Annotated in this window: 20 protein-coding genes; 6 read left to right on the top strand and 14 right to left on the bottom strand. The window is 67.7% G+C overall.

What is annotated here, in order from left to right; translation table 11 throughout:
- Positions 1–17: 17 nt before the first annotated feature.
- Positions 18–1,169, top strand: a complete 1,152-nt coding sequence (locus ACWEO7_RS00860; RefSeq protein WP_452419916.1) for an epoxide hydrolase family protein — start codon at positions 18–20, stop codon at positions 1,167–1,169.
- Between the two features lie 175 nt (positions 1,170–1,344).
- Here ACWEO7_RS00860 and ACWEO7_RS00855 read toward each other — a convergent pair whose 3' ends face one another.
- From ACWEO7_RS00855 to ACWEO7_RS00840, 4 genes are all read right to left on the bottom strand, one after another.
- Positions 1,345–3,399 (bottom strand): 5-oxoprolinase/urea amidolyase family protein, encoded by a 2,055-nt coding sequence (locus ACWEO7_RS00855; RefSeq protein WP_452419915.1) that lies wholly within the window; start codon positions 3,397–3,399, stop codon positions 1,345–1,347.
- A complete protein-coding gene (locus tag ACWEO7_RS00850) occupies positions 3,396–4,010 on the bottom strand; it encodes an urea amidolyase associated protein UAAP2 (RefSeq protein ID WP_412805325.1) in 615 nt (204 codons plus the stop codon). The genes ACWEO7_RS00855 and ACWEO7_RS00850 overlap by 4 nt, the downstream gene beginning before the upstream one ends.
- Positions 4,007–4,759: a DUF1989 domain-containing protein gene (locus ACWEO7_RS00845; protein WP_452419914.1), complete on the bottom strand. Its 753-nt coding sequence runs from the start codon at positions 4,757–4,759 to the stop codon at positions 4,007–4,009. The genes ACWEO7_RS00850 and ACWEO7_RS00845 overlap by 4 nt, the downstream gene beginning before the upstream one ends.
- 72 nt (positions 4,760–4,831) lie before the next feature.
- Positions 4,832–6,367 (bottom strand): amino acid permease, encoded by a 1,536-nt coding sequence (locus tag ACWEO7_RS00840; RefSeq protein WP_452419913.1) that lies wholly within the window; start codon positions 6,365–6,367, stop codon positions 4,832–4,834.
- A gap of 221 nt (positions 6,368–6,588) precedes the next feature.
- On the opposite strand from ACWEO7_RS00840, the gene ACWEO7_RS00835 reads away from it, so the two are divergent.
- Positions 6,589–7,263 (top strand): TetR/AcrR family transcriptional regulator, encoded by a 675-nt coding sequence (locus tag ACWEO7_RS00835; protein WP_364428649.1) that lies wholly within the window; start codon positions 6,589–6,591, stop codon positions 7,261–7,263.
- 10 nt (positions 7,264–7,273) lie between these two features.
- Here ACWEO7_RS00835 and ACWEO7_RS00830 read toward each other — a convergent pair whose 3' ends face one another.
- From ACWEO7_RS00830 to ACWEO7_RS00815, 4 genes are all read right to left on the bottom strand, one after another.
- Positions 7,274–7,771: a hypothetical protein gene (locus ACWEO7_RS00830; protein WP_452419912.1), complete on the bottom strand. Its 498-nt coding sequence runs from the start codon at positions 7,769–7,771 to the stop codon at positions 7,274–7,276.
- A gap of 177 nt (positions 7,772–7,948) precedes the next feature.
- Positions 7,949–8,350, bottom strand: coding sequence for a hypothetical protein (locus ACWEO7_RS00825; protein ID WP_452419911.1), 402 nt, complete (start codon positions 8,348–8,350; stop codon positions 7,949–7,951).
- Between the two features lie 38 nt (positions 8,351–8,388).
- Complete coding sequence (locus ACWEO7_RS00820) at positions 8,389–8,967, bottom strand: hypothetical protein (protein WP_452419910.1); 579 nt, start codon at positions 8,965–8,967, stop codon at positions 8,389–8,391.
- Between the two features lie 14 nt (positions 8,968–8,981).
- Positions 8,982–9,191 carry a hypothetical protein gene (locus tag ACWEO7_RS00815; protein WP_452419909.1) on the bottom strand — a complete coding sequence of 70 codons (210 nt, stop codon included), beginning with the start codon at positions 9,189–9,191 and terminating at the stop codon, positions 8,982–8,984.
- Positions 9,192–9,832: 641 nt separating this feature from the next.
- Between ACWEO7_RS00815 and ACWEO7_RS00810 the strand changes: the two genes are divergently transcribed.
- Both ACWEO7_RS00810 and ACWEO7_RS00805 read left to right on the top strand, forming a co-directional pair.
- The gene (locus ACWEO7_RS00810; protein ID WP_452419908.1) at positions 9,833–11,188 is read left to right on the top strand and encodes a helix-turn-helix domain-containing protein; all 1,356 of its coding nucleotides are present in this window, start codon (positions 9,833–9,835) and stop codon (positions 11,186–11,188) included.
- Positions 11,185–11,757, top strand: a complete 573-nt coding sequence (locus tag ACWEO7_RS00805) for a GNAT family N-acetyltransferase (protein WP_452419907.1) — start codon at positions 11,185–11,187, stop codon at positions 11,755–11,757. Before ACWEO7_RS00810 ends, ACWEO7_RS00805 begins: the two co-directional genes overlap by 4 nt.
- A gap of 40 nt (positions 11,758–11,797) precedes the next feature.
- Here ACWEO7_RS00805 and ACWEO7_RS00800 read toward each other — a convergent pair whose 3' ends face one another.
- The 6 genes from ACWEO7_RS00800 to ACWEO7_RS00775 form a co-directional block, all read right to left on the bottom strand.
- Positions 11,798–12,352, bottom strand: a complete 555-nt coding sequence (locus ACWEO7_RS00800) for a hypothetical protein (protein ID WP_450024508.1) — start codon at positions 12,350–12,352, stop codon at positions 11,798–11,800.
- A gap of 64 nt (positions 12,353–12,416) precedes the next feature.
- A complete protein-coding gene (locus tag ACWEO7_RS00795; protein WP_452419906.1) occupies positions 12,417–13,217 on the bottom strand; it encodes a family 1 encapsulin nanocompartment shell protein in 801 nt (266 codons plus the stop codon).
- The gene (locus tag ACWEO7_RS00790) at positions 13,214–14,272 is read right to left on the bottom strand and encodes a Dyp-type peroxidase (protein WP_452419905.1); all 1,059 of its coding nucleotides are present in this window, start codon (positions 14,270–14,272) and stop codon (positions 13,214–13,216) included. Before ACWEO7_RS00790 ends, ACWEO7_RS00795 begins: the two co-directional genes overlap by 4 nt.
- Before the next feature lie 57 nt (positions 14,273–14,329).
- Positions 14,330–14,656, bottom strand: coding sequence for a cupin domain-containing protein (locus ACWEO7_RS00785; RefSeq protein WP_452419904.1), 327 nt, complete (start codon positions 14,654–14,656; stop codon positions 14,330–14,332).
- A gap of 185 nt (positions 14,657–14,841) precedes the next feature.
- Positions 14,842–15,342 carry a dihydrofolate reductase gene (locus ACWEO7_RS00780; protein WP_452419903.1) on the bottom strand — a complete coding sequence of 167 codons (501 nt, stop codon included), beginning with the start codon at positions 15,340–15,342 and terminating at the stop codon, positions 14,842–14,844.
- Positions 15,339–16,166 carry a thymidylate synthase gene (locus tag ACWEO7_RS00775; RefSeq protein ID WP_452358323.1) on the bottom strand — a complete coding sequence of 276 codons (828 nt, stop codon included), beginning with the start codon at positions 16,164–16,166 and terminating at the stop codon, positions 15,339–15,341. The genes ACWEO7_RS00780 and ACWEO7_RS00775 overlap by 4 nt, the downstream gene beginning before the upstream one ends.
- A 108-nt stretch (positions 16,167–16,274) precedes the next feature.
- Between ACWEO7_RS00775 and cobF the strand changes: the two genes are divergently transcribed.
- Positions 16,275–17,018, top strand: a complete 744-nt coding sequence (cobF, locus tag ACWEO7_RS00770) for a precorrin-6A synthase (deacetylating) (RefSeq protein ID WP_452419902.1) — start codon at positions 16,275–16,277, stop codon at positions 17,016–17,018.
- Between the two features lie 60 nt (positions 17,019–17,078).
- Entirely contained in the window at positions 17,079–17,948 is an 870-nt protein-coding gene (locus ACWEO7_RS00765; RefSeq protein ID WP_452419901.1) for an Fpg/Nei family DNA glycosylase, read from the top strand.

Below are 17,948 nucleotides of genomic sequence, written 5' to 3'. Positions count from 1 at the left end.
GTCATACCGTCGATGACATGACCGACGAAATCACTCCGTTCCGCATCGACATCCCGCAGCGGCAACTCGACGACCTGCGTGCCCGTCTGGACGCGACCCGCTGGCCTGCCCCCCTGCCCGGGGACGACTGGGACACCGGTGTGCCGACCGCGTGGCTGCGCGAGCTGGTCGACCACTGGCGTACCGGATACGACTGGCGCGCGGCCGAAGCGCAGCTCAACTCCTCTCCGCAGTACACGACGGAGATCGACGGGCAGACCATCCACTTCCTGCACGTGCGCTCGCCCGAGTCCGGCGCACTGCCGCTGCTGCTGACCCACGGATGGCCCGGCTCGGTGGCCGAATTCCTCGACGTTATCGGGCCTTTGAGCGATCCGAGGTCGCACGGCGGCGACCCGGCCGACGCGTTCCACCTCGTCATCCCGTCGCTGCCGGGATTCGGGTTCTCCGGCCCGGTCGCCGAGACGGGCTGGAGCATCACGCGGATCGCCGCGGCGTGGGCCGAGCTCATGCGCAGGCTGGGGTATGAGCGATACGGCGTGCAAGGCGGCGACATAGGAGCGGCGGTGAGCCCGGAGGTGGTCCGAACGGCGCCCGATCGGGTCGTGGGCGTGCACGTCAATGGCGCGCCGGGTCTTCCGCCGCTGCCGCGCGCGGAGGCGGAGCTGGCGAGCCTGACCGAACTGGAGCGCGATCGCGTCCGGCGGATGCAGGCGTTCATGCGGGAGGAGTACGGCTACGTCGCCATCCAGTCCACCCGCCCGCAGGCCTTGGCCTACGGACTGACCGATTCTCCGGTGGGACAACTGCCCTGGATCATCGACAAGTTCCGGGAGTGGACTCATCCACGGGCCGTCGAGCCGGACAAGATCCTCGACCGGGATCGGCTGCTGACCAACGTGATGATCTACTGGCTCACCGGCACCGCGGGGTCGTCGGCCTATGTCGGCTATGCCCAGGACGCCCCGTGGGGCGAGCCGAAGCGCAACTCCGGCGTGCCGACGGCCGTGCTGGTCTTCGCCCACGACGTCGGCGTTCGTCGCTACGCCGAGGAAGCCAACACCATCACGCGCTGGAACGACGTCGATCGCGGCGGCCACTTCGCCGCCATGGAGGAACCCGCGCTGCTCACCGCCGACATCCGCGAGTTCTTCCGCGACCTGCGCTGACGAGTCAACCCGTGAGCTCCTGCGCAGATATCACAGGCAGTTCGTGACCTGCGTTCACAACTCAACCCGTGAGCTCCTGCGCAGATAGCACACGCAGTTCGTGACCTACGCTCATAACTCAACCCGTGAGCTCCTGCGCAGATAGCACACGCAGTTCGTGACCTACGCTCATAACTCAACCCGTGAGTTCACCAGCCGAGCGCCAGGAATTGCGTTCCGCGGTGAACGCTTCCGCCTGCTTCGCGCGGAAAGCGTCGATGGATCGGGCGTTCTCGGCGAGGAACGCCCGATACTCCGCCAGGCGGAATTCGCCGTCCTCGGCTCGCACCCGCACGTCGCCCGCGGCGAAGTCGGCGCGCAGGTCGAGCAGTTCCTCCGCTTCGACGGGATACCAGCGGATCCGGTCGAAATAACGTAGTAGCCAGGGTGTTTCGACCCCCGATGCGGCCCGGTCGGCGCCGGGAGGAACCGGGCCAGCACCGGCTCGGTGATTCCACACCTGCGTGGTGCGTCCGACGAACTGATATCCGCCCGGCCCTTCCATGCCGTAGATGCACAGATAGGCGCCGCCGATGCCGACCGCGTTCTCCGGCGTCCAGGTGCGGGCGGGGTTGTACTTCGTGGTGACCAGCCGGTGCCGGGGGTCGGTGGGTGTGGCGACCGGCGCGCCGAGGTAGACGTCGCCGAGGCCGAGAACCAGGTACTCGGCTCCGAACACGGTGTCGTAGACGTCCGCGACGGAAGCCAAGCCGTTCATGCGGCGGATGAACTCGATGTTCCACGGGCACCACGGCGCGTCGGCGCGCACGCCGTGCATGTAGCGGGTGATCGCCTCGCGCGTGGACGGATCGTCCCAGGACAGCGGCAGATGAACGACCCGGCTGGGCACCACCAGCTGATCGGATGCGGGCAACTGCGCCTCCGTCTCGGCGAGCAGGTCCAGCAGCGCGGCCACGGACAGCACGTGCGGGTCGACCCGGATCTGCAACGAACGGATGCCGGGGGTCAGCTCGGTCACACCGCGCACTCCGGCGGCGAGCAGGTGCTGGTGCAGCGCGTGCACGCGGGCGCGCAGGCCCAGATCCAAGGTCATGGCGCCGTATTCGACGAGTACGCCGTCGTCGCCGGCGCGACGGTAGGTCACCGCGGTCTCGTCGTCGGCTTCGCAACGGCGCAACACGCCGTCGTCGCCGTCGCCGCCCGACGAGAGCACCGTCGGCCACCCGGCCCGGCGCGCGAGCCCGAGCTCCCGGATCGAGGCCGCCCGGTCACCGCGGACCGGCACGAATCGCACGCGGTCGCCCGGCGAGAGCTGCCCGAGCTTCCAGCGGTCGGCCGCGACGACGGTGACCGGGCAGACGAAACCGCCGAGGCTGGGTCCGTCGGGACCGAGCAGAATGGGCGTGTCGCCGGTGAAGTCCAGCGCGCCGACGGAATACGGGGTGTCGTGGATATTGGACGGGTGCAATCCCGCCTCGCCGCCGTCGGTGCGGGCCCATTCCGGTTTCGGCCCGATCAACCGGACGCCGGTGCGGTCGGAGTTGAAGTGCACCTCGTAGTCGGTGCCGACGACGGTCTCGAAGTCGGCGCGGGTGAAGAACTCGGGCGCACCGTGCGGGCCCTCGGTGACCGCGAGTTCCCAGCGCCGGGCAAGCACGGGTTGCTCGTCCATCGGCACGGCCGCCGTGACGCGGCCGTGGTGCGTGCCGAGCGCGAGCGACTCTCCGGCGCGCAACGCGGCGCCGGTGCCGCCGCCGAAGCGGCCGAGCGTGAACGTGGCTGCGCTACCGAGGTATTCGGGCACGTCGATACCGCCGGCGATCAGCACGTAACAGCGCATCCCCGGTCCGCGCACCGCGCCCACGTCCAGCACACCGCCCGCGGGCACCCGTACGGTCCGCCACTGCGGCACGGCGACGCCGTCCACGGTCACCTCCGCCGGAGCGCCGGTGACGCAGACCCAGCCCGGTGCGGTGAACCGCAGCGCGGGGCCGCCGAGGGTGCATTCCAGTCCGGCGGCGCCCTCGGCATTGCCGAGCGCGCGATTACCCAGACGGAAGGACAGATCGTCCATCGGCCCCGACGGCGGGACGCCGATGTGCCAATACCCGACCCGGCCCGGCCAGTCCTGCACGGTGGTGAGCATGCCGGGGCGAACGACCTCGATCCGGTCGGGTCGCGCGGACTCGTCCTGCGCGACCCGGGCCACCGGTAGCTCGGCGACGGTCATCGTGACACCACCATGCGCACCGGGGTCGGGTCGAAGCCGTTGCAGGGGTTGTTGATCTGCGGGCAGTTCGACACCAGCACCAGCGTGTCGATCTCGGCGCGCAACGTGACGCGTTTGCCCGGCGCGGACAATCCGTCCACGATGCCCAGCGTGCCGTCCGCCTCGACCGGAACGTTCATGAACCAGTTGATGTTCGACACCAGGTCGCGTTTGCCCAGGCCCCACCGCAAGGCCTCGGTGAGGAAGTTCTCCACGCAGGCGTGCTGGTGGCGGGTGTGGTGGCCGTAGCGCAGAGTGTTGGATTCCTGCGAGCACGCGCCCGCGATGGTGTCGTGGTTGCCGACCTCGTCGGCTACCACCGTCATCAGTGCCGTGCCCGTGTCGGTGCGCAGCACGCTGCCGGTGGTGAGGAAGATGTTGCGCTGGGCGGTGATCGTGGCCTGCGCGCTGTAGCGTTCGGAGTGATCGGCCGCCGAGTACAGCAGGCAGTCCACCGCCTGGTTGCCGTGCAGATCGATGATCTCCAGGTCTTCGCCCGCCCGGACCACCGCCGACCAGGGCGAGCGGGCGGGGACGGTCTCGTCGAGCACGATGGTGCGTGCCGTGGTCATGCGGTTGCCTCCAAGGTCAGCGCGGCGGTCCAGGCTTGTTCGGTGTTCTCCAGGGCCCGTCGGTATTCCGGGTCCTCGTTGCCGGGTGCGGCGAGGTCTTCCGGTGCGGCCCACGCGACGAAGTCGAGGTCCGTCGCGGGCCGATCGTCCAGCGGATGCGCGGAGTTGGCGACCAGCACGGTGACCGGCAGGTGCACCAGCAGATCCACGGAGGAGCCCGGGGCGGCGCTGCCGGTCGAGACCAGCGCGCCGTCCTGCCGCACGCGCACGCCGCGGAAGAACGAGACCGTCGGCCCGATGTCCCGTGGTTCCAGGCCGTGTTTGGCGCCCGCGAGGCGCAGCGAGTGCCGGGCCTCGTAGGTGGGTCCGCAGAGCGTGTCGTGGTGGCCGGAGGTGTCGGCGAGCACGGTCGCCAGCACGCGACCCTGATCCGACAGCAGCGGGTGACCGCTGCCGAGGTACGCCTGCCACGGCACCTTGACCGTGTCGGCGACGTTCAGGCGCTCCCACGGCGCATCGGCCCGCACCAGCAGCAGGTGCGCGCAGGCCGCGCCGTGCGGGTCGGACAGGCGGACGCGGGTGCCGCGTCCGAGCGCGATGTTCGCGTAACCGCCCGCCGGAATCCGCTGGGCGAAGGTGATCTTCGAGGCGGGGATATCGGCGGGGAGCGCGGGATTCGCGATCGTCGCCGCCGCGGCCTGCGCCCGTGCGTGCGCTCGCGCGCCGGAGGTGTCCGCAGTGCTTGTCACGATGATTCCTTTCGGATGCCGAATTGGGGGAATGCGGCGGTGCCTGGCAGCGCACCGCCGCATCGAAGGCGCTCAGGCCGGTTGCGGTGCGGGCTCGCCCGCGGTGACGCCGCGCGACCAGCCGACCACGAAGCGGTGCACCACGACGCCGACGGCGAGCACCAGCAGCACGAAAAGCGGTGCGGCCCAGAGCATCCACCAGCCGCCGCCGGCCGGGGTGTATACCTCGGCGCGCGGCCAGGCCAGGTTCACCACCATCGCGACGCCCCAGACCACGGCGAGCGCGTTGACCGGAATACCGAATCGGCCCAGGCCGAACAGTCGCGCGTCGGTACCCGCGTCCGGCAGGCCGGTGAACCGGCGGATCAGCAGTGGCACCGTCACCAGCAGGTAGGCCAGGTACAGCGTGACGATGCAGACGCTGGCCAGTGTCGCGAAGATCGCGGCGTTGCCGAGATTCAGCACCAGCAGGCCGATGCCGAGCGCGCCGATCACGATCGCGGGCAGCACCGGCGTGCCGTAACGCGGGTGCACCGCGGCGAGCCTGCGGGCGAACGGCAGCTTCCCGTCCCGCGCCATGGAGAACATCAGCCGCGAGCCCGCGGTCTGGATCGCCAACGTGCACACGGTGATCGCGACCGCGACACAGCCGAGCAGCACCTTGCCCGCCGGGCTGTCCAGCTTCGCGGTCAGGACGTAGGCCAGGCCGTCGGAGGCCAGCGCGCCGTCGGACAGGCTCGGCGCGGCCATCAGCGCGCCCAGCAGCATCAGTCCGCCGCCCAGCGCCGAGACCGACAGCGCGGTGAGAATGGTGCGCGGCGCGACCCGGCGCGGGTTCTTGGTCTCCTCGGAAAGCTCACCCGCCGAGTCGAAGCCGACCATGACGTAGGCCGCCATCAACCCGGACACCAGGAACGCGGCCCAGTAGGGTCCCGGCGCGGCCTGGTCGGTCTCGAGTACCACGCCGGGCCCGCGCTCGGTGTGGGTGAAGAACAGCGCGATGATCGCCAGGACGCCGACGATCTCGACGGTGACGCCGATCGAGTTGATCCGCGCCATCAGATCGATGCCGATCACGTTGATCAGCGTGGTGACCACGAGCAGGATGCTGCCCAGCAGCACGGCGTTGGTCGCGCCGGACGACGAGGTGAGCGCGGTGTCGGTGCCGACGAGCTGGAATCCGCTCCAGATCGACGGCAGCACCACTTGCAGGGCGATCGCCGCCGCGGCGGCCGTGACGATCTGCGCGATGATCATCATCCAGCCCGCGAACCAGCCGACGAGTTCGCCGCCGAGCCGTCGGGACCACTGGTAGATGCAGCCCGAGATCGGGTAGCGCGCGGCTAGTTCCGCGAAGTTGAGCGCGACGAGGAACTGTCCGGCGAACACGATCGGCCAGGTCCAGAAGAAGGCGGCTCCGCCGAACGAATAGCCGAAGCCGAAGAACTGGAAGATCGTGGTCAGGATGGAGACGAACGAGAAACCTGCCGCGAAGGAGGCGTAGCGGCCGAGCTTGCGGTGCAGGACGGGCTGATAGCCGAACCTGGCGAGGTCGGCGCTGTCGCCGGTCAGGTCGGGCGGCGGGGTCTGGGCGAGCGTGGTGGCCATGGGCGGTCCTTCGGCGTGGCGGCCAATAACTATCAGCCGATAGTTTTGCTGCCGCGATCGCTCGTTCGGTGACCTGCGTGTATCGCTTTCGAGACCTTCGGTAACTTCTGTGTTGCGGGGATTTCTATCAAATGACAGAAAACGCACCGCCCGCCGTCGCCGAGCTGTGCGCACGACCACCGCGCCGGAGCATCCCCACGCCGACCTGCCAGAATGAACCCGTGGCAAACCTCGGGCCCGGACGGCCGCGTCTCGAACAGCGACGCAGGCGCGGATCGACGCCGCGCGCCGAGATCCTCGACGCCGCAGGCGAACTGTTCACCACCAACGGGTACGCCAACACCTCCACCCGCGCGATCGCCGACGCCGTCGGCATCCGGCAGGCCTCGCTGTACCACCACTTCGCCGCCAAGGACGACATCCTCGACGCGCTGCTCGCCGAAACCGTCGCCGCCCCGATCGAACTGGCCGAGCGGCTGCGCGCGGCGTCCGAACCAGTGCCGGTCCGGCTGTACGCGCTGGCACTGTTCGACGTGCGGCAACTGTGTGCGTCCCGCTGGAATCTCGGTGCGCTGTACCTGCTCCCGGAACTGCGCACCGAGCGCTTCGCCGCCTTCCGCCTGCGCCGCGACGAATTGCGCGGACATTACGAGACTTTGGCCGCGCAGGTACTGGCCGAGGTCGGCGCGGTGAGCGTGCCGGGGACGCAGTTGCTGCCGTTCCGGCTGGTGGAGACGGTGATCAGCATTCGCTCCGACGAAGGAGCCGCGCCCAGGTACGCCGAGCGCACGATCCCCGGGGCGGTACTGCGCACGCTCGGCTGGCCCGGAGATCTCGACCCGATCCGGGCCGAGGCGATCGTGCTGCTGGACCACCTGGCGATGCCCAACCCATGACACGGTACGGCTACCGATTGCGCTCGATCCCCCGGCTCCGATCCTGGCTGTGCAAATAACCCCGCACGACCGACGGAGCATGACCCGGCGACTCCCGCACCGCCGCCGACGGCGGTTCCGCTTGACCGAGCCCCAGAATCTTCACCACCTCCGGTGGTATTCCGCGCGCTTGCAGCCGCGCCAGATGTTCCGCGCGTTCCTTCTCCGCTGCCGCGCGTTCCTTCTCGGCCGTCGCGCGTTGCTTGTCGGCTGCCGCACGTGCCTCGGCCGCCTCCCGGGCCGCCCGTTCTCCGGTGTCGGCGGTTGGTCGTTCCCGGTACTGCTCGGGCGCCAGAAATTCCCGCGCGACCCGCTCGGCTGCCGCACGTGCAACCCGTGCACTCTCGGTTTCCGGCGCTTGGGGTGCTTGCCTGGCTCGTTCGGCTTGCTCCTGGACCTGTCTGGCGTGTTCGGCTCGCTGCGGGGCGTCCGCCCGGCCACGAGCGGCAGCTTCCCGGAACTGCTGCACCTTCCGAAATCCTTCGGCTCGCTCTCGCGCCCGCATGATTTCACGTATCTTCGGTAGCCGTTGGCGGGCACGGTTGGCACGGTTCAGCTCATATCTTGTCTTCAATTCGAGCTGGCGGGCGTCCTTCTCGCGGCCCAACCCTGTGGCGAATGCCGCACGAGCCTGTTCCCGCGTCAACTATTGGTGAATCACCCTGTTGCCGAATTCTTGCCTCAGCGCGACCAGCAACTTCTGGTATTTCGGCGACATCTGCTCACCTGCGACGGTCCGGATCAGGAGCGATTCGATCTCGCGTTTCGCGAGTAGCTCGCGATCTTTTTGCAGCTCGCGGAGATCGTTTTTGCTGCCGGTCTGACCCGATTTGTCTTCGATGGCGTGAATCCGGCCCTGCTCGTCGGCCCTGGCTTTGTCGTAATGACATGGACCCAGCGATGTGTTGTACCGGTCCGGTTGCTGCACATAACCGTTTTGCCGGTCATGGAACAGGTGCTCTATGCCGTTCTCGAAAATCCGCCCGCGAGCCGGATTGTCGAAGCGTTCTCGGATTCTGTCGTACTCATCAGGCATGACAGTACCCACCCCCGGATTCTGGAATTACTCAGGTGAGAGGTTCTCGGCTACGTGCCGTTGCGTGACGACGAGTATTCTTCAGCGAATTCACGCAGCATCTCCGCCATGCTGGAGAACATGCCGCCATCGGCCGGGTCGTAGTCCTCGATCATGAGTTTCATCAATCCGTACGCGGTGTCGCCGTCGGTGTCGAACCCGTATTCGAGCATCGGGTTGACGTGGTCGTAGAACGAATTCTCGCGACCGAACCATTCATAATTCTCCCAATGTGCGCCTGCGAACCTGATGAAAAGCTCGCCCAGGAAGCATATGCAGGCGTCGGCCATGTCGGCGTTTTCAGCCTTCATTGCGGTATCCATATCCGGAAACAATGCGGCCACAGCTGCGTCCAGTTGGGCCAATTCTGGAGCGCTTTCGGGCCACGGCTCGGACGGAATATCACGCAGTCCCGCATGATTTAGGAATTTCTGGACCTGCGCCGCGCGGCGGTCGGGGTCGACCCACTTTCCCCATTCGGTCTGCTCGACGGGTACGCCGAGATCCATGGCCAACTGCTCGTCATTCCCCACGCCCAGCTCCTTCTCGTCATGGTCCGAACAGGTCAGTGTCGCGCGTGCATCGGTCACCGAGCAAGGAATCATCATCGCTCCAAGTACAACCTCTCGTTCGGCAACCGGGGCCAGCCCTCGGCATTGTCGGGAAGTATGTGCACCGCGTCGACGTAGTGGCGTTTCCGGTGCTCTTCGATGAACGTCAACGCAGCAGTGCGGCAGGCCGTGAAGTCGAGCCGGACGCCGTGTAGGAACACGGACAGATGCACATCCGGATCGTTCGGCAGCGGTGAAGTCATCGCGTCTCGCCCCCGGTCATCGACTACATGGACCGACATACGCCCGAATGAACTCCACCACAACCATTCCCGACGGACGAAACCTGTCCCGGGGCGTCTCTATCCAATGCCTGACAGCGCCGGACTCAGCTGTGGGTGACGGCAGTGCCACAGTGCCGCCCTCCCGCACAATCGACACGTCGAGCCGGAACATCTCCGCGAAAAGTCTTGTGTCGTCGGGGAAATCGGGCCGCACAATGTAGGTCCACCTGTTCGAGCGAGGATGCGCCACGATCGGCCCTATCGCATCCCTGCGGCGCTGCATGACTTGCCTGACGGCTCGCCCTAGCGGAGCGGGCATGGTCAACGCTCCTACGTGCGACGTGCGCATGATGATGCGCCCCAGCTCTGGCGGGTCGATCACAGCGGGCAGATCACAAACACGTCGGTAGAAGTGGCAGCGGGACGGGGGTGTATCCCCGAAAGGAATGTGCTCCATCGGTTTCAGACCTCTTGGTCAGGTTGCTCGGTGTGGGTTCAACCCGGCGGCGGGGCGCTTCTAGCTTGTCCGCGCTGAGCATGTGATCCCAGGCACACAACTCGCCTCGAGGTCGTACGCTTCTCGTACGGACCGTTGGAGGCACGGGCGAGGGGGCGGGTAAATGATCGTCAGCACGTGGACACGGAAAGAAGTCCGAGCGCTGCGCGAAGTTGCTTTGCGCATGACACAAGAGGAGTTCGCGGAGAAGGTCGGATTTCAGACTGCGACTGTGCAGAAGTGGGAGCAGAAGGCCACAGCCGAGCGTCCGGTCAAGGGTCGGTCGGCCGAAGCGCTCGATACGGTCTACGACTGTCTCGAACCGGCGCAGCGGCAGCGGTTCTGGCATCAGTTGGCAGGTGCACCATCGCAAACCGGAGGGCATCCTGTTCTGGGCGGCACAGAAACCATCCAGTCCGAACCGGCCGATGCCGGTGACGGCGCGGCCGGTCTGCATGTGCGGGAAGTCGAGGACGAGGTGAAGCGGCGTGAGTTCAACAAGCTAGCTGCGGTAGGCGCTGTCGCGGTGATCATCCCGGACAGCTCCGGCCGAATCGATATGAGTGACGTCCAGCGACTGTTGGCCGATGTCGACGCACTCGATCAGGAGGATCAGCGCACAGGCGGTGCGCAACTGGTCGGTCTTGCCGTCGAAAAGCTGACGCAAGCCTTGGACCGGCTGCAAACCGGTGTATTCGATTCCACCACCGGCAGCGCTTTCACCAAGGCGACTGGAGAACTTGCCGTGCTCGCCGGGTGGTTAGCCTACGACGCGGACCGGCACCGCCTTGCGCGCCGGTGCTTTGCTGACGCCCTGGCGCTCGGCACCGAGGCCGATGATGATGATCTCATCGCACACACTTGCCTGTATGCGGCGAATCAATCAAGCTCCCTTGCTCGCGCCAGCCGAGGGGGAAGCCCGCACAAAGCACTGCAACTGTCTGATCGTGCTCGCACTCTCATGCGCGGTCGGCCACCGGGTCGGATACATGCCTTGATCGCCGTTCGTGAGGCGCAGGCGTACGGAATACTCGGTGACAGAACGGCATTCGGGCGTGCTATCGCGACAGCATGGCGAGAGTTGGATCAAGCCATGCAGTCCGAACCGCTGGAAGAAGTTCCGCAATGGCTGCGATTCGTCACCTACTCGGAGATCGCCGACCACGAGGCTCGCGGCTACGCGGACATCGGCGACCTGCGTCGATCTGTCGAGTTGTACACGGCTGCCGTCGATCACCCTGCGGCAATGCGTAACGCCACGATCGTCCGCGCATGGTCGGCCGCTACCAGGGCTCGCCTCGGCGATATCACCGGTGCGCTCGAGCACGGCTTCCCGGCGTTGTCGGAACTGTCTGCCATTGCATCGACACGCACACTGCGCCGCCTCGCGCCGGTTCGAACAGCAGTCGATCGTGTGTCCGCCGGTGTGGAGTTCCGGGAGCTGTACGACTCCATGACGCGGAAGGCGGTGACCGCGTGACCGGCTTGCCGGCTGGCCTGAAATTCCAGCACTACACAGCTACCGAAGCACGTTCGCGAAGAGAGATCGTCGAAGACGTCTACCGCCGTTCATACGTCGATGCCATCGCCTCTGGAGATCCATTCGATTCGCCTTCGGAATTCATGCGCCGGTTCGATTCCTACACCGGTCCCCGTGGCAGCGGCTTCGCATATGTGCTTGCCCGAGTCGACGGTGAACCTGCGGGGCAGATCTGGGGATGGCCGCTACCCCCGAACGCGCGATGGTGGACAGGACTACATCTCGACAGCGGTGACCTCGAGGAGTTCACCACCGAGGACGGCGCGCGCACGTTCGGTCTCAGCGAGATCATGGTGTGCGCGGAATACGCCGGGCAGGGCATAGCGAGGGCACTGCATGACGAACTGCTCGGTTCTCGATCCGAACAGCGCGCGACACTGCTCGTCGAAGCGGACAACGAGCGCGCCTACGCGCGCTATAGGCGTTGGGGCTGGGAAAGGGTCGGATGGCTGCGCCCATCTTGGCCTGACGCCCCGCGTTTCGATGTGCTGATCCGCGAGTTGCGCTGAGCAGAAACGACGAAAGAAGCCGGCTCGGCTGACCCACCCCTCAGTGCGTCGGCGGCGCGATCTGCCAATGCTCCTGCAACGCGCACGCGATCTGCGGCAGCACCGTCACCGGAATCCGCTTGCGCCGCAGTATCGCCCGGATCTCCGTGACCTGGTCGCGCTTGCGCAGGTCGTACGCTCCCGCGACCGGGCGGACCACCGGGGGAATGGACAACAGCACCAGTTCGCCGTGCGGTTCGTCGCCACCGATGAGGTCCAGCGCCAGCGACCACCGGGCGCGCTCGTCGAGCGTGAAGCGCCCGGCCACCACGCGGTCCCACGAGATGCGGGAGACCGTCCACGGCTTGCGGCGGTAGATGGCGTGTTCGGTGAGCACGACGGCGTCCCGGGTGAACAGGGCCGCCAGCACCGCGATACCGACGACGGCCCCGGCCAGCAGACCGGTGAACACCCGGTTCACCCCGAACGCGGCGACGAACGAACCGCAGATCGTAACGGTGGCAAGGATGCCGAGCACGCTGTAGAACACGGCGCGCTGCGTCGGAACGACACCCGCCCGCACCGTCGTCATCTCACCTACCTGTTCATGGCGCATTCCGGTCACCGTACCGCTTCGCGCTCCGGCCGCGCACCTGGCCGTTCCCAGATGTGACCGGTGCTCAGAGGGTCAGCGGGACCGCGGCCTCGGCCGTGTACACCAGGAACGTCAGACTCTGCTGGAAGTACAGCTGCACCGACGTGCTGTCGTGCGTCAGGTAGCCGATGGACAGGTCCTGGCCGATGCGCAGATCGAAGTCGCCGCCGCGGGTGGTGAGCACGATCGCGCCGTCGATGGCGGGCGCCCAGATGATTTCCCCTTCCGGGATCAGGCGCTCGATGTGCGTGCGGATCATGTGGCCGTGGTCGGAGGTCTCGCTCACCGCGGTGTACAGATCGGCGCTGAGCAGTACCGAGTACGGCCCGTCGACACCGGCAAGGCGCAGCGCGGTCAACGCCTGCGCGATCGCTTCGGGGACCAGCCGGGTGTCGCTGGGCAGCGTGATCGGATCGTTGGACGAACTCGCGCGGATGCCGGTGATGTGCGCGGTCGGATAGCCCTCGAAGATCGCCCGGTCCTCGGCGAACGCCATCTTCTTCGCGGCGTCCTTCACCGGGTCCAGGTCGGTGTCCTGCGCGCCGCGCTCCACGTTGTCGAGTTCCTCGCGGTCGAGCGTGAACGGCACGCGCAGTTCGACCAGCGGCGCGACCACCCGCTGACGGGCGAACACCCCGGCGTCCGGCGAGTCGATCGCCGTGGTGTGCCCGGTGCCCACCGCGGAGTAGTCGACGCCGTGCGGGCCGGACAGGTCGACGACGCGCCGGCCCGCGATGTGCCGCTTGAACGTGCGCGTCGCCTCCTCCTCGATGGCCGCCCACGCCTCGGAGGTGATCGGCGCTAGTTCGCGATGGAGGTTGTTCATGACCGGATGCTCCTTTTCAACGAGCCGATACCGAGGGCGCCGTCGCCCGCGGGCGCGGCGGTGCCGGGCAGATCTGCGGGACCGGCGCCGTCGGTGTCCACGGACACCACGGATTCCGCCGCCTCCCACGGCGCCGGGGGCAGATCGTCGAGGAAATCGACGGTGGGTGCGAAGAACGAGGTGCCTGTTTGGGCGACGGAGAAATCCAGGATGCGGTCGTAGGCCGCCTCGCCGGTGCCGAGGAACATCCGGGTGAGCATGCGTTCGGTGACGCTCGGCGTGGCCGCGTAGGCGATGTAGTAGGTGCCGAACACGCCCTCGCGCACGCTGCCGAAGGGCATGTTGCCGCGCAGGATCTGGCGTTCGGTGCCGTCCGGATCGATCAGCGTGTTGACCTCGACGTGCGAGTTGGCCGGCTTGATCTCGTCGGGGAGTTCGAAGTCGTCCAGTTTGGTGCGTCCGATGATGCGTTCTTGCTCTTCCACCGACAGCGCGCGCCAGTCCGCCAGCGGGTGCGTGTATTTCTGCACGATCACGTAGCTGCCGCCGGTGAAGTCCGGATCCTCCTCGCCCACCAGCGCCGCGGCGAAGGCCGCGCGACCCTCTGGATTCTCCGTGCCGTCCACGAAACCGAGCAGGTCGCGCTGCTCGAAGTAGCGGAAGCCGACCGTCTCGTCCACGATCGTTCCCGCACCGGCCAGCCGGTCGCCGATCGCCATGGCCAGCTCGAAACAGGCGTCCTGCACCTCGGACTTGATGTGGAACAGCAGGTCGCCCGGCGTCGCGGGCGCGGTGTGGCGTGCGCCGACGTAACCGGGGAACGGATGCAGCTCAGCCGGTTTCGGGCCGGCGAACAGGCGGTCCCATGCGTCGGAGCCGATCGAGGTGACGCAGGTGAGGTTCGCGCTCGGCAGGCGGAAGCCCACCGAGCGGCGCAGGCCGGTGATATCGGCGAGCAGGTCGCGGACCGTCGCTTCGCCACCCTCGTCGATCGTGGCGACCAAGAAGATCGCGGACGGTGTGAGCGGTTCGAGGATCGGCTGCGGCTCACCCATGATCGACACCCTAGTGCCCGACCGGTCCGGCCGGGCTACGGACCCGCATCGTGGTGGCTACATCGCCACCGTCAGCAGGAACGCGACGTCGTCGATCGCCTTGACGCTGTGGCGCGCCTTGGGCACCACGATCAGGTCGCCCTCGGAGCCTTTCCATTCGTTGGCGCCGCTGAGCAGCACCAGAGTGCCGCTGAGCACCTGCAACGTGGCTTCGCCTGCGTTGTCGTGTTCCGCCAGGCTGTGCCCGGCGATCAGGCCGACCACCGTTTGCCGCAGCGTATGCGTGTGGCCGCCATAGATTGTCTGTGAACTGCGCCCGCTCGTGGCGAGGGCGGCCAGCTTCAGTTGCTGGCGCGCTACCGCAGTCAGCGATTTCTTTTCCATGGACCGCCTTTCGCAGAGCACCACAGCCGATGCCGGGCTGCTGGCAACGGCTCCAGGCGTTCGACCGGACGCGGGTCCGGCCGCCCGCATATCGAGGAGTATGCCCGAGTCCGTCGCGGCGCGGGCCGGGTTCGACCGTCCCCGCCCGTGGGGGCGGCGTTCGCGGAGCCTCTTGGCGTGGCGCGCTAAGCGGGCCGCCGGGTGTAGTGCCGGATGCGGAAGCGCAGGCCGGTGGCCGAGGTGCGCCACGGCTCCGGGTCGTCGGGCCGCCACTGCGGTCCGATCGACGGCGCGAAGGCGTCGCCCTCGACCGCGGTATCGATCTCGGTGACGCGCAGGTCGGTCGCGAACTCGAGTGCGGCGCGGTAGATCTCGCCGCCACCGGCCACCCAGACCGCGTCCGGGGCGCACTTGGCCAGCGCCTCCGGCACCGACGACGCCCGCTCGGCGCCTTCGGCCGACCAGTCCGGCTGTCTGGTCACCACGATATTGCGCCGCCCGGCCAGCGGCCGGAACCGCGGCGGCAGCGAATCCCAGGTCCGTCGGCCCATCACCACGGGATGCCCCCAGGTGACGTCCTTGAAATGCGCCATGTCCTCCGGCAGCCGCCAAGGGATGGTGTTGCCGGACCCGATCACCCCGTCCAGGGTCTGCGCCCAGATCAGCCCGACCGTCCGCTCGCTCACACCGCCACCGGGGCCTTGATGGCCGGATGGTGCCGGTAGTCGATCACCTCGACGTCCTCGTAGCGGTAGTCGAACAGCGTCGGCGCGGGATGCAGCCGCAGCGTTGGGAACGGGTAGGGGTCGCGGCCGAGTTGCTCGGCGACCTGGTCGAGGTGGTTGTCGTAGATGTGGCAGTCCCCGCCGGTCCAGATGAAGTCACCGGGCGTCAGCTCGGTCTGCTGGGCGACCATGTGGGTGAGCAGGGCGTAGCTGGCGATGTTGAACGGCACGCCGAGGAACAGGTCGGCGCTGCGCTGGTAGAGCTGGCAGGACAGCTTCCCGTCGGCCACGTGGAACTGGAAGAACGCGTGGCAGGGCGCCAGCGCCATCTTGTCCAGGTCGGCGACGTTCCACGCCGAGACGATGATGCGCCGGGAGTCGGGGTTGGTGCGCAGCGTGTGCAGCACCTGGGAGATCTGGTCGATGTGCGTTCCGTCCGGCGCGGGCCACGACCGCCACTGCACGCCGTAGACCGGGCCCAGTTCGCCGTGCGCGTCGGCCCATTCGTCCCAGATGGAGACACCGTGCTCGCGCAGCCAGCCGATGTTGGAGTCGCCGCGCAGGAACCACAGCAACTCGTAGACGATCGACTTGAGGTGCACCTTCTTCGTGGTGATCAGCGGGAAGCCCGCCGCGAGGTCGTAGCGCAACTGGTGGCCGAAGACGCTGCGCGTTCCGGTGCCGGTGCGGTCGGCTTTCTTCGTGCCGGACGTCAGCACCAGCCGCAACAGGTCCTCGTACTGGGTGTCGGGAGCCGATGCCGGATCGAGCGCGTCATGAGCCACGTCTGGCAACTCTAGTCTTCGCGCTCGCACACTCGGCGAGCCGATCGGGCGCGTCCCTGGCCACGCCTGACGACGGTGGCCCGCCGCGGCCCTGGCAAGCTCGAGCCCATGCGCAAGCTCTACGTGATCGGCATCGGCGCAGGCGACCCCGACCAGGTCACCGTGCAGGCGGTCAAGGCGATGCGGCAGGTCGAGACGTTCTTCGTCATCGGCAAGGGGGACGCCAAGCGGGAACTGGTCGACGTGCGGACGGCGATCCTGGCCGAACACATGGATAGGCCGTACCGGATCGTGCCGATCGCCGACCCGCCGCGGGACCGCACGCCCGCCGACTACGTGGACGTGGTCGACGACTGGCACGATCGCCGCTCGGCACTGCTGGAATCGGCGTTCGCCGCGGCCGACGGCGTCGGCGGCATCCTGGTCTGGGGTGATCCCGCGCTGTACGACAGCACGCTGCGGATGATCGAGCGGGTGCTCGCTCGCGGCGTGGCGCGTTTCGACTACGAGGTGATTCCCGGCATCACCAGCGCGCAGGCCCTGGCCGCCCGGCATCGGATCGTGCTGCACGGCATCGGTGAGCCGGTACGCATCACCACCGGCCGTCGCCTGCGCGAGGAGGGACTCGGCGCAGAGAACGCCCTGGTGATGTTGGACGGCGACTGCTCGTTCACCACGATTTCGGACCGCGGCGCGCACATCTGGTGGGGCGCCTACCTCGGCATGCCGGACGAGACGTTGATCGAGGGGCCGCTGTCGGAGGTGGGCGAGGAGATCGTGCGCCGCCGCGCCGAGTTGCGCGACCGGAAGGGCTGGATCATGGACATCTATCTGCTGCGCCGCGGGGAGTGATCCGTCCGCTGCCGTGTGAGAACCGGCAGGTTGTCGGTAGGGCTGGGTAGTCTGAACTCCGTGCCTGAGCTACCGGAAGTGGAAGCGTTGGCTCAGTTCCTCCGGGAGCATGCGGTCGGCGCCGTGGTCGGCCGCGTCGACGTGGCCGCGTTGAGCGCTGTCAAGACGTTCGAGCCCCCGGTCACCGCACTGTCCGGCCGAGACGTCACCGGCGCCGGGCGCTGGGGCAAATTCCTCGGCATGGAATGCGACGGGCTGTGGCTGGTCACGCACCTGTCGCGGGGTGGATGGCTGCGCTGGATCGATGAGCCGAGCCCGACGCCGCCCAAGCCGGGCGGCAAGAGCCCGCTGGCGCTGCGAGTGCACTTCTTCACACCCGAAGGGGCGACACCCGCGTTCGACCTCACCGAGGCCGGCACGAAGAAGCGGCTCGCGGTGTATGTGGTGGCGGACCCGAAGGCGGTGCCCGGTATCGCGCGCCTGGGCCCCGACGCGCTGGAGGTGACCGAGGCGCAGTTCGCCGAGATCCTGCACGGCACCTCCCAGCGGATCAAGACCGCGCTCGTGGACCAGGCGCTGCTCGCTGGCATCGGCAACGCCTACTCCGACGAGATCCTGCATACGGCGCGGATCTCGCCGTTCGCGAACACCAAGACCCTCCCGGCGGACAAAACAGCCGAGCTGTACACCGCCATGCGCACGGTGCTCACCGACGCGGTGCGACGCTCGGTGGGGCAGGACGCAGCCCGCCTCAAAGGCGAGAAGCGCTCCGGTATGCGGGTGCACGCGCGAACCGGGCAACCCTGCCCGGTCTGCGGCGACACGGTCCGCGAGGTCTCCTACGCCGAACGGTCCTTCCAGTACTGCCCCACCTGTCAGACCGGCGGCAAGGTCCTCGCCGACCGGCGGATGTCGCGCTTGCTGAAGTAG

The organism is Nocardia sp. NPDC004260 (genome assembly GCF_053603155.1).
This window is presented reverse-complemented; position numbering and strand designations above follow the sequence as displayed.

Coding starts and splice junctions, on each gene's coding strand:
- ACWEO7_RS00860 (WP_452419916.1), top strand. CDS start 18: ATGACCGACGAAATCACTCCGTTCCGCATCGACATCCCGCAGCGGCAA.
- ACWEO7_RS00855 (WP_452419915.1), bottom strand. CDS start 3,399: ATGACCGTCGCCGAGCTACCGGTGGCCCGGGTCGCGCAGGACGAGTCC.
- ACWEO7_RS00850 (WP_412805325.1), bottom strand. CDS start 4,010: ATGACCACGGCACGCACCATCGTGCTCGACGAGACCGTCCCCGCCCGC.
- ACWEO7_RS00840 (WP_452419913.1), bottom strand. CDS start 6,367: ATGGCCACCACGCTCGCCCAGACCCCGCCGCCCGACCTGACCGGCGAC.
- ACWEO7_RS00815 (WP_452419909.1), bottom strand. CDS start 9,191: ATGACTTCACCGCTGCCGAACGATCCGGATGTGCATCTGTCCGTGTTC.
- ACWEO7_RS00810 (WP_452419908.1), top strand. CDS start 9,833: ATGATCGTCAGCACGTGGACACGGAAAGAAGTCCGAGCGCTGCGCGAA.
- ACWEO7_RS00800 (WP_450024508.1), bottom strand. CDS start 12,352: ATGCGCCATGAACAGGTAGGTGAGATGACGACGGTGCGGGCGGGTGTC.
- ACWEO7_RS00795 (WP_452419906.1), bottom strand. CDS start 13,217: ATGAACAACCTCCATCGCGAACTAGCGCCGATCACCTCCGAGGCGTGG.
- ACWEO7_RS00790 (WP_452419905.1), bottom strand. CDS start 14,272: ATGGGTGAGCCGCAGCCGATCCTCGAACCGCTCACACCGTCCGCGATC.
- ACWEO7_RS00785 (WP_452419904.1), bottom strand. CDS start 14,656: ATGGAAAAGAAATCGCTGACTGCGGTAGCGCGCCAGCAACTGAAGCTG.
- cobF (WP_452419902.1), top strand. CDS start 16,275: ATGCGCAAGCTCTACGTGATCGGCATCGGCGCAGGCGACCCCGACCAG.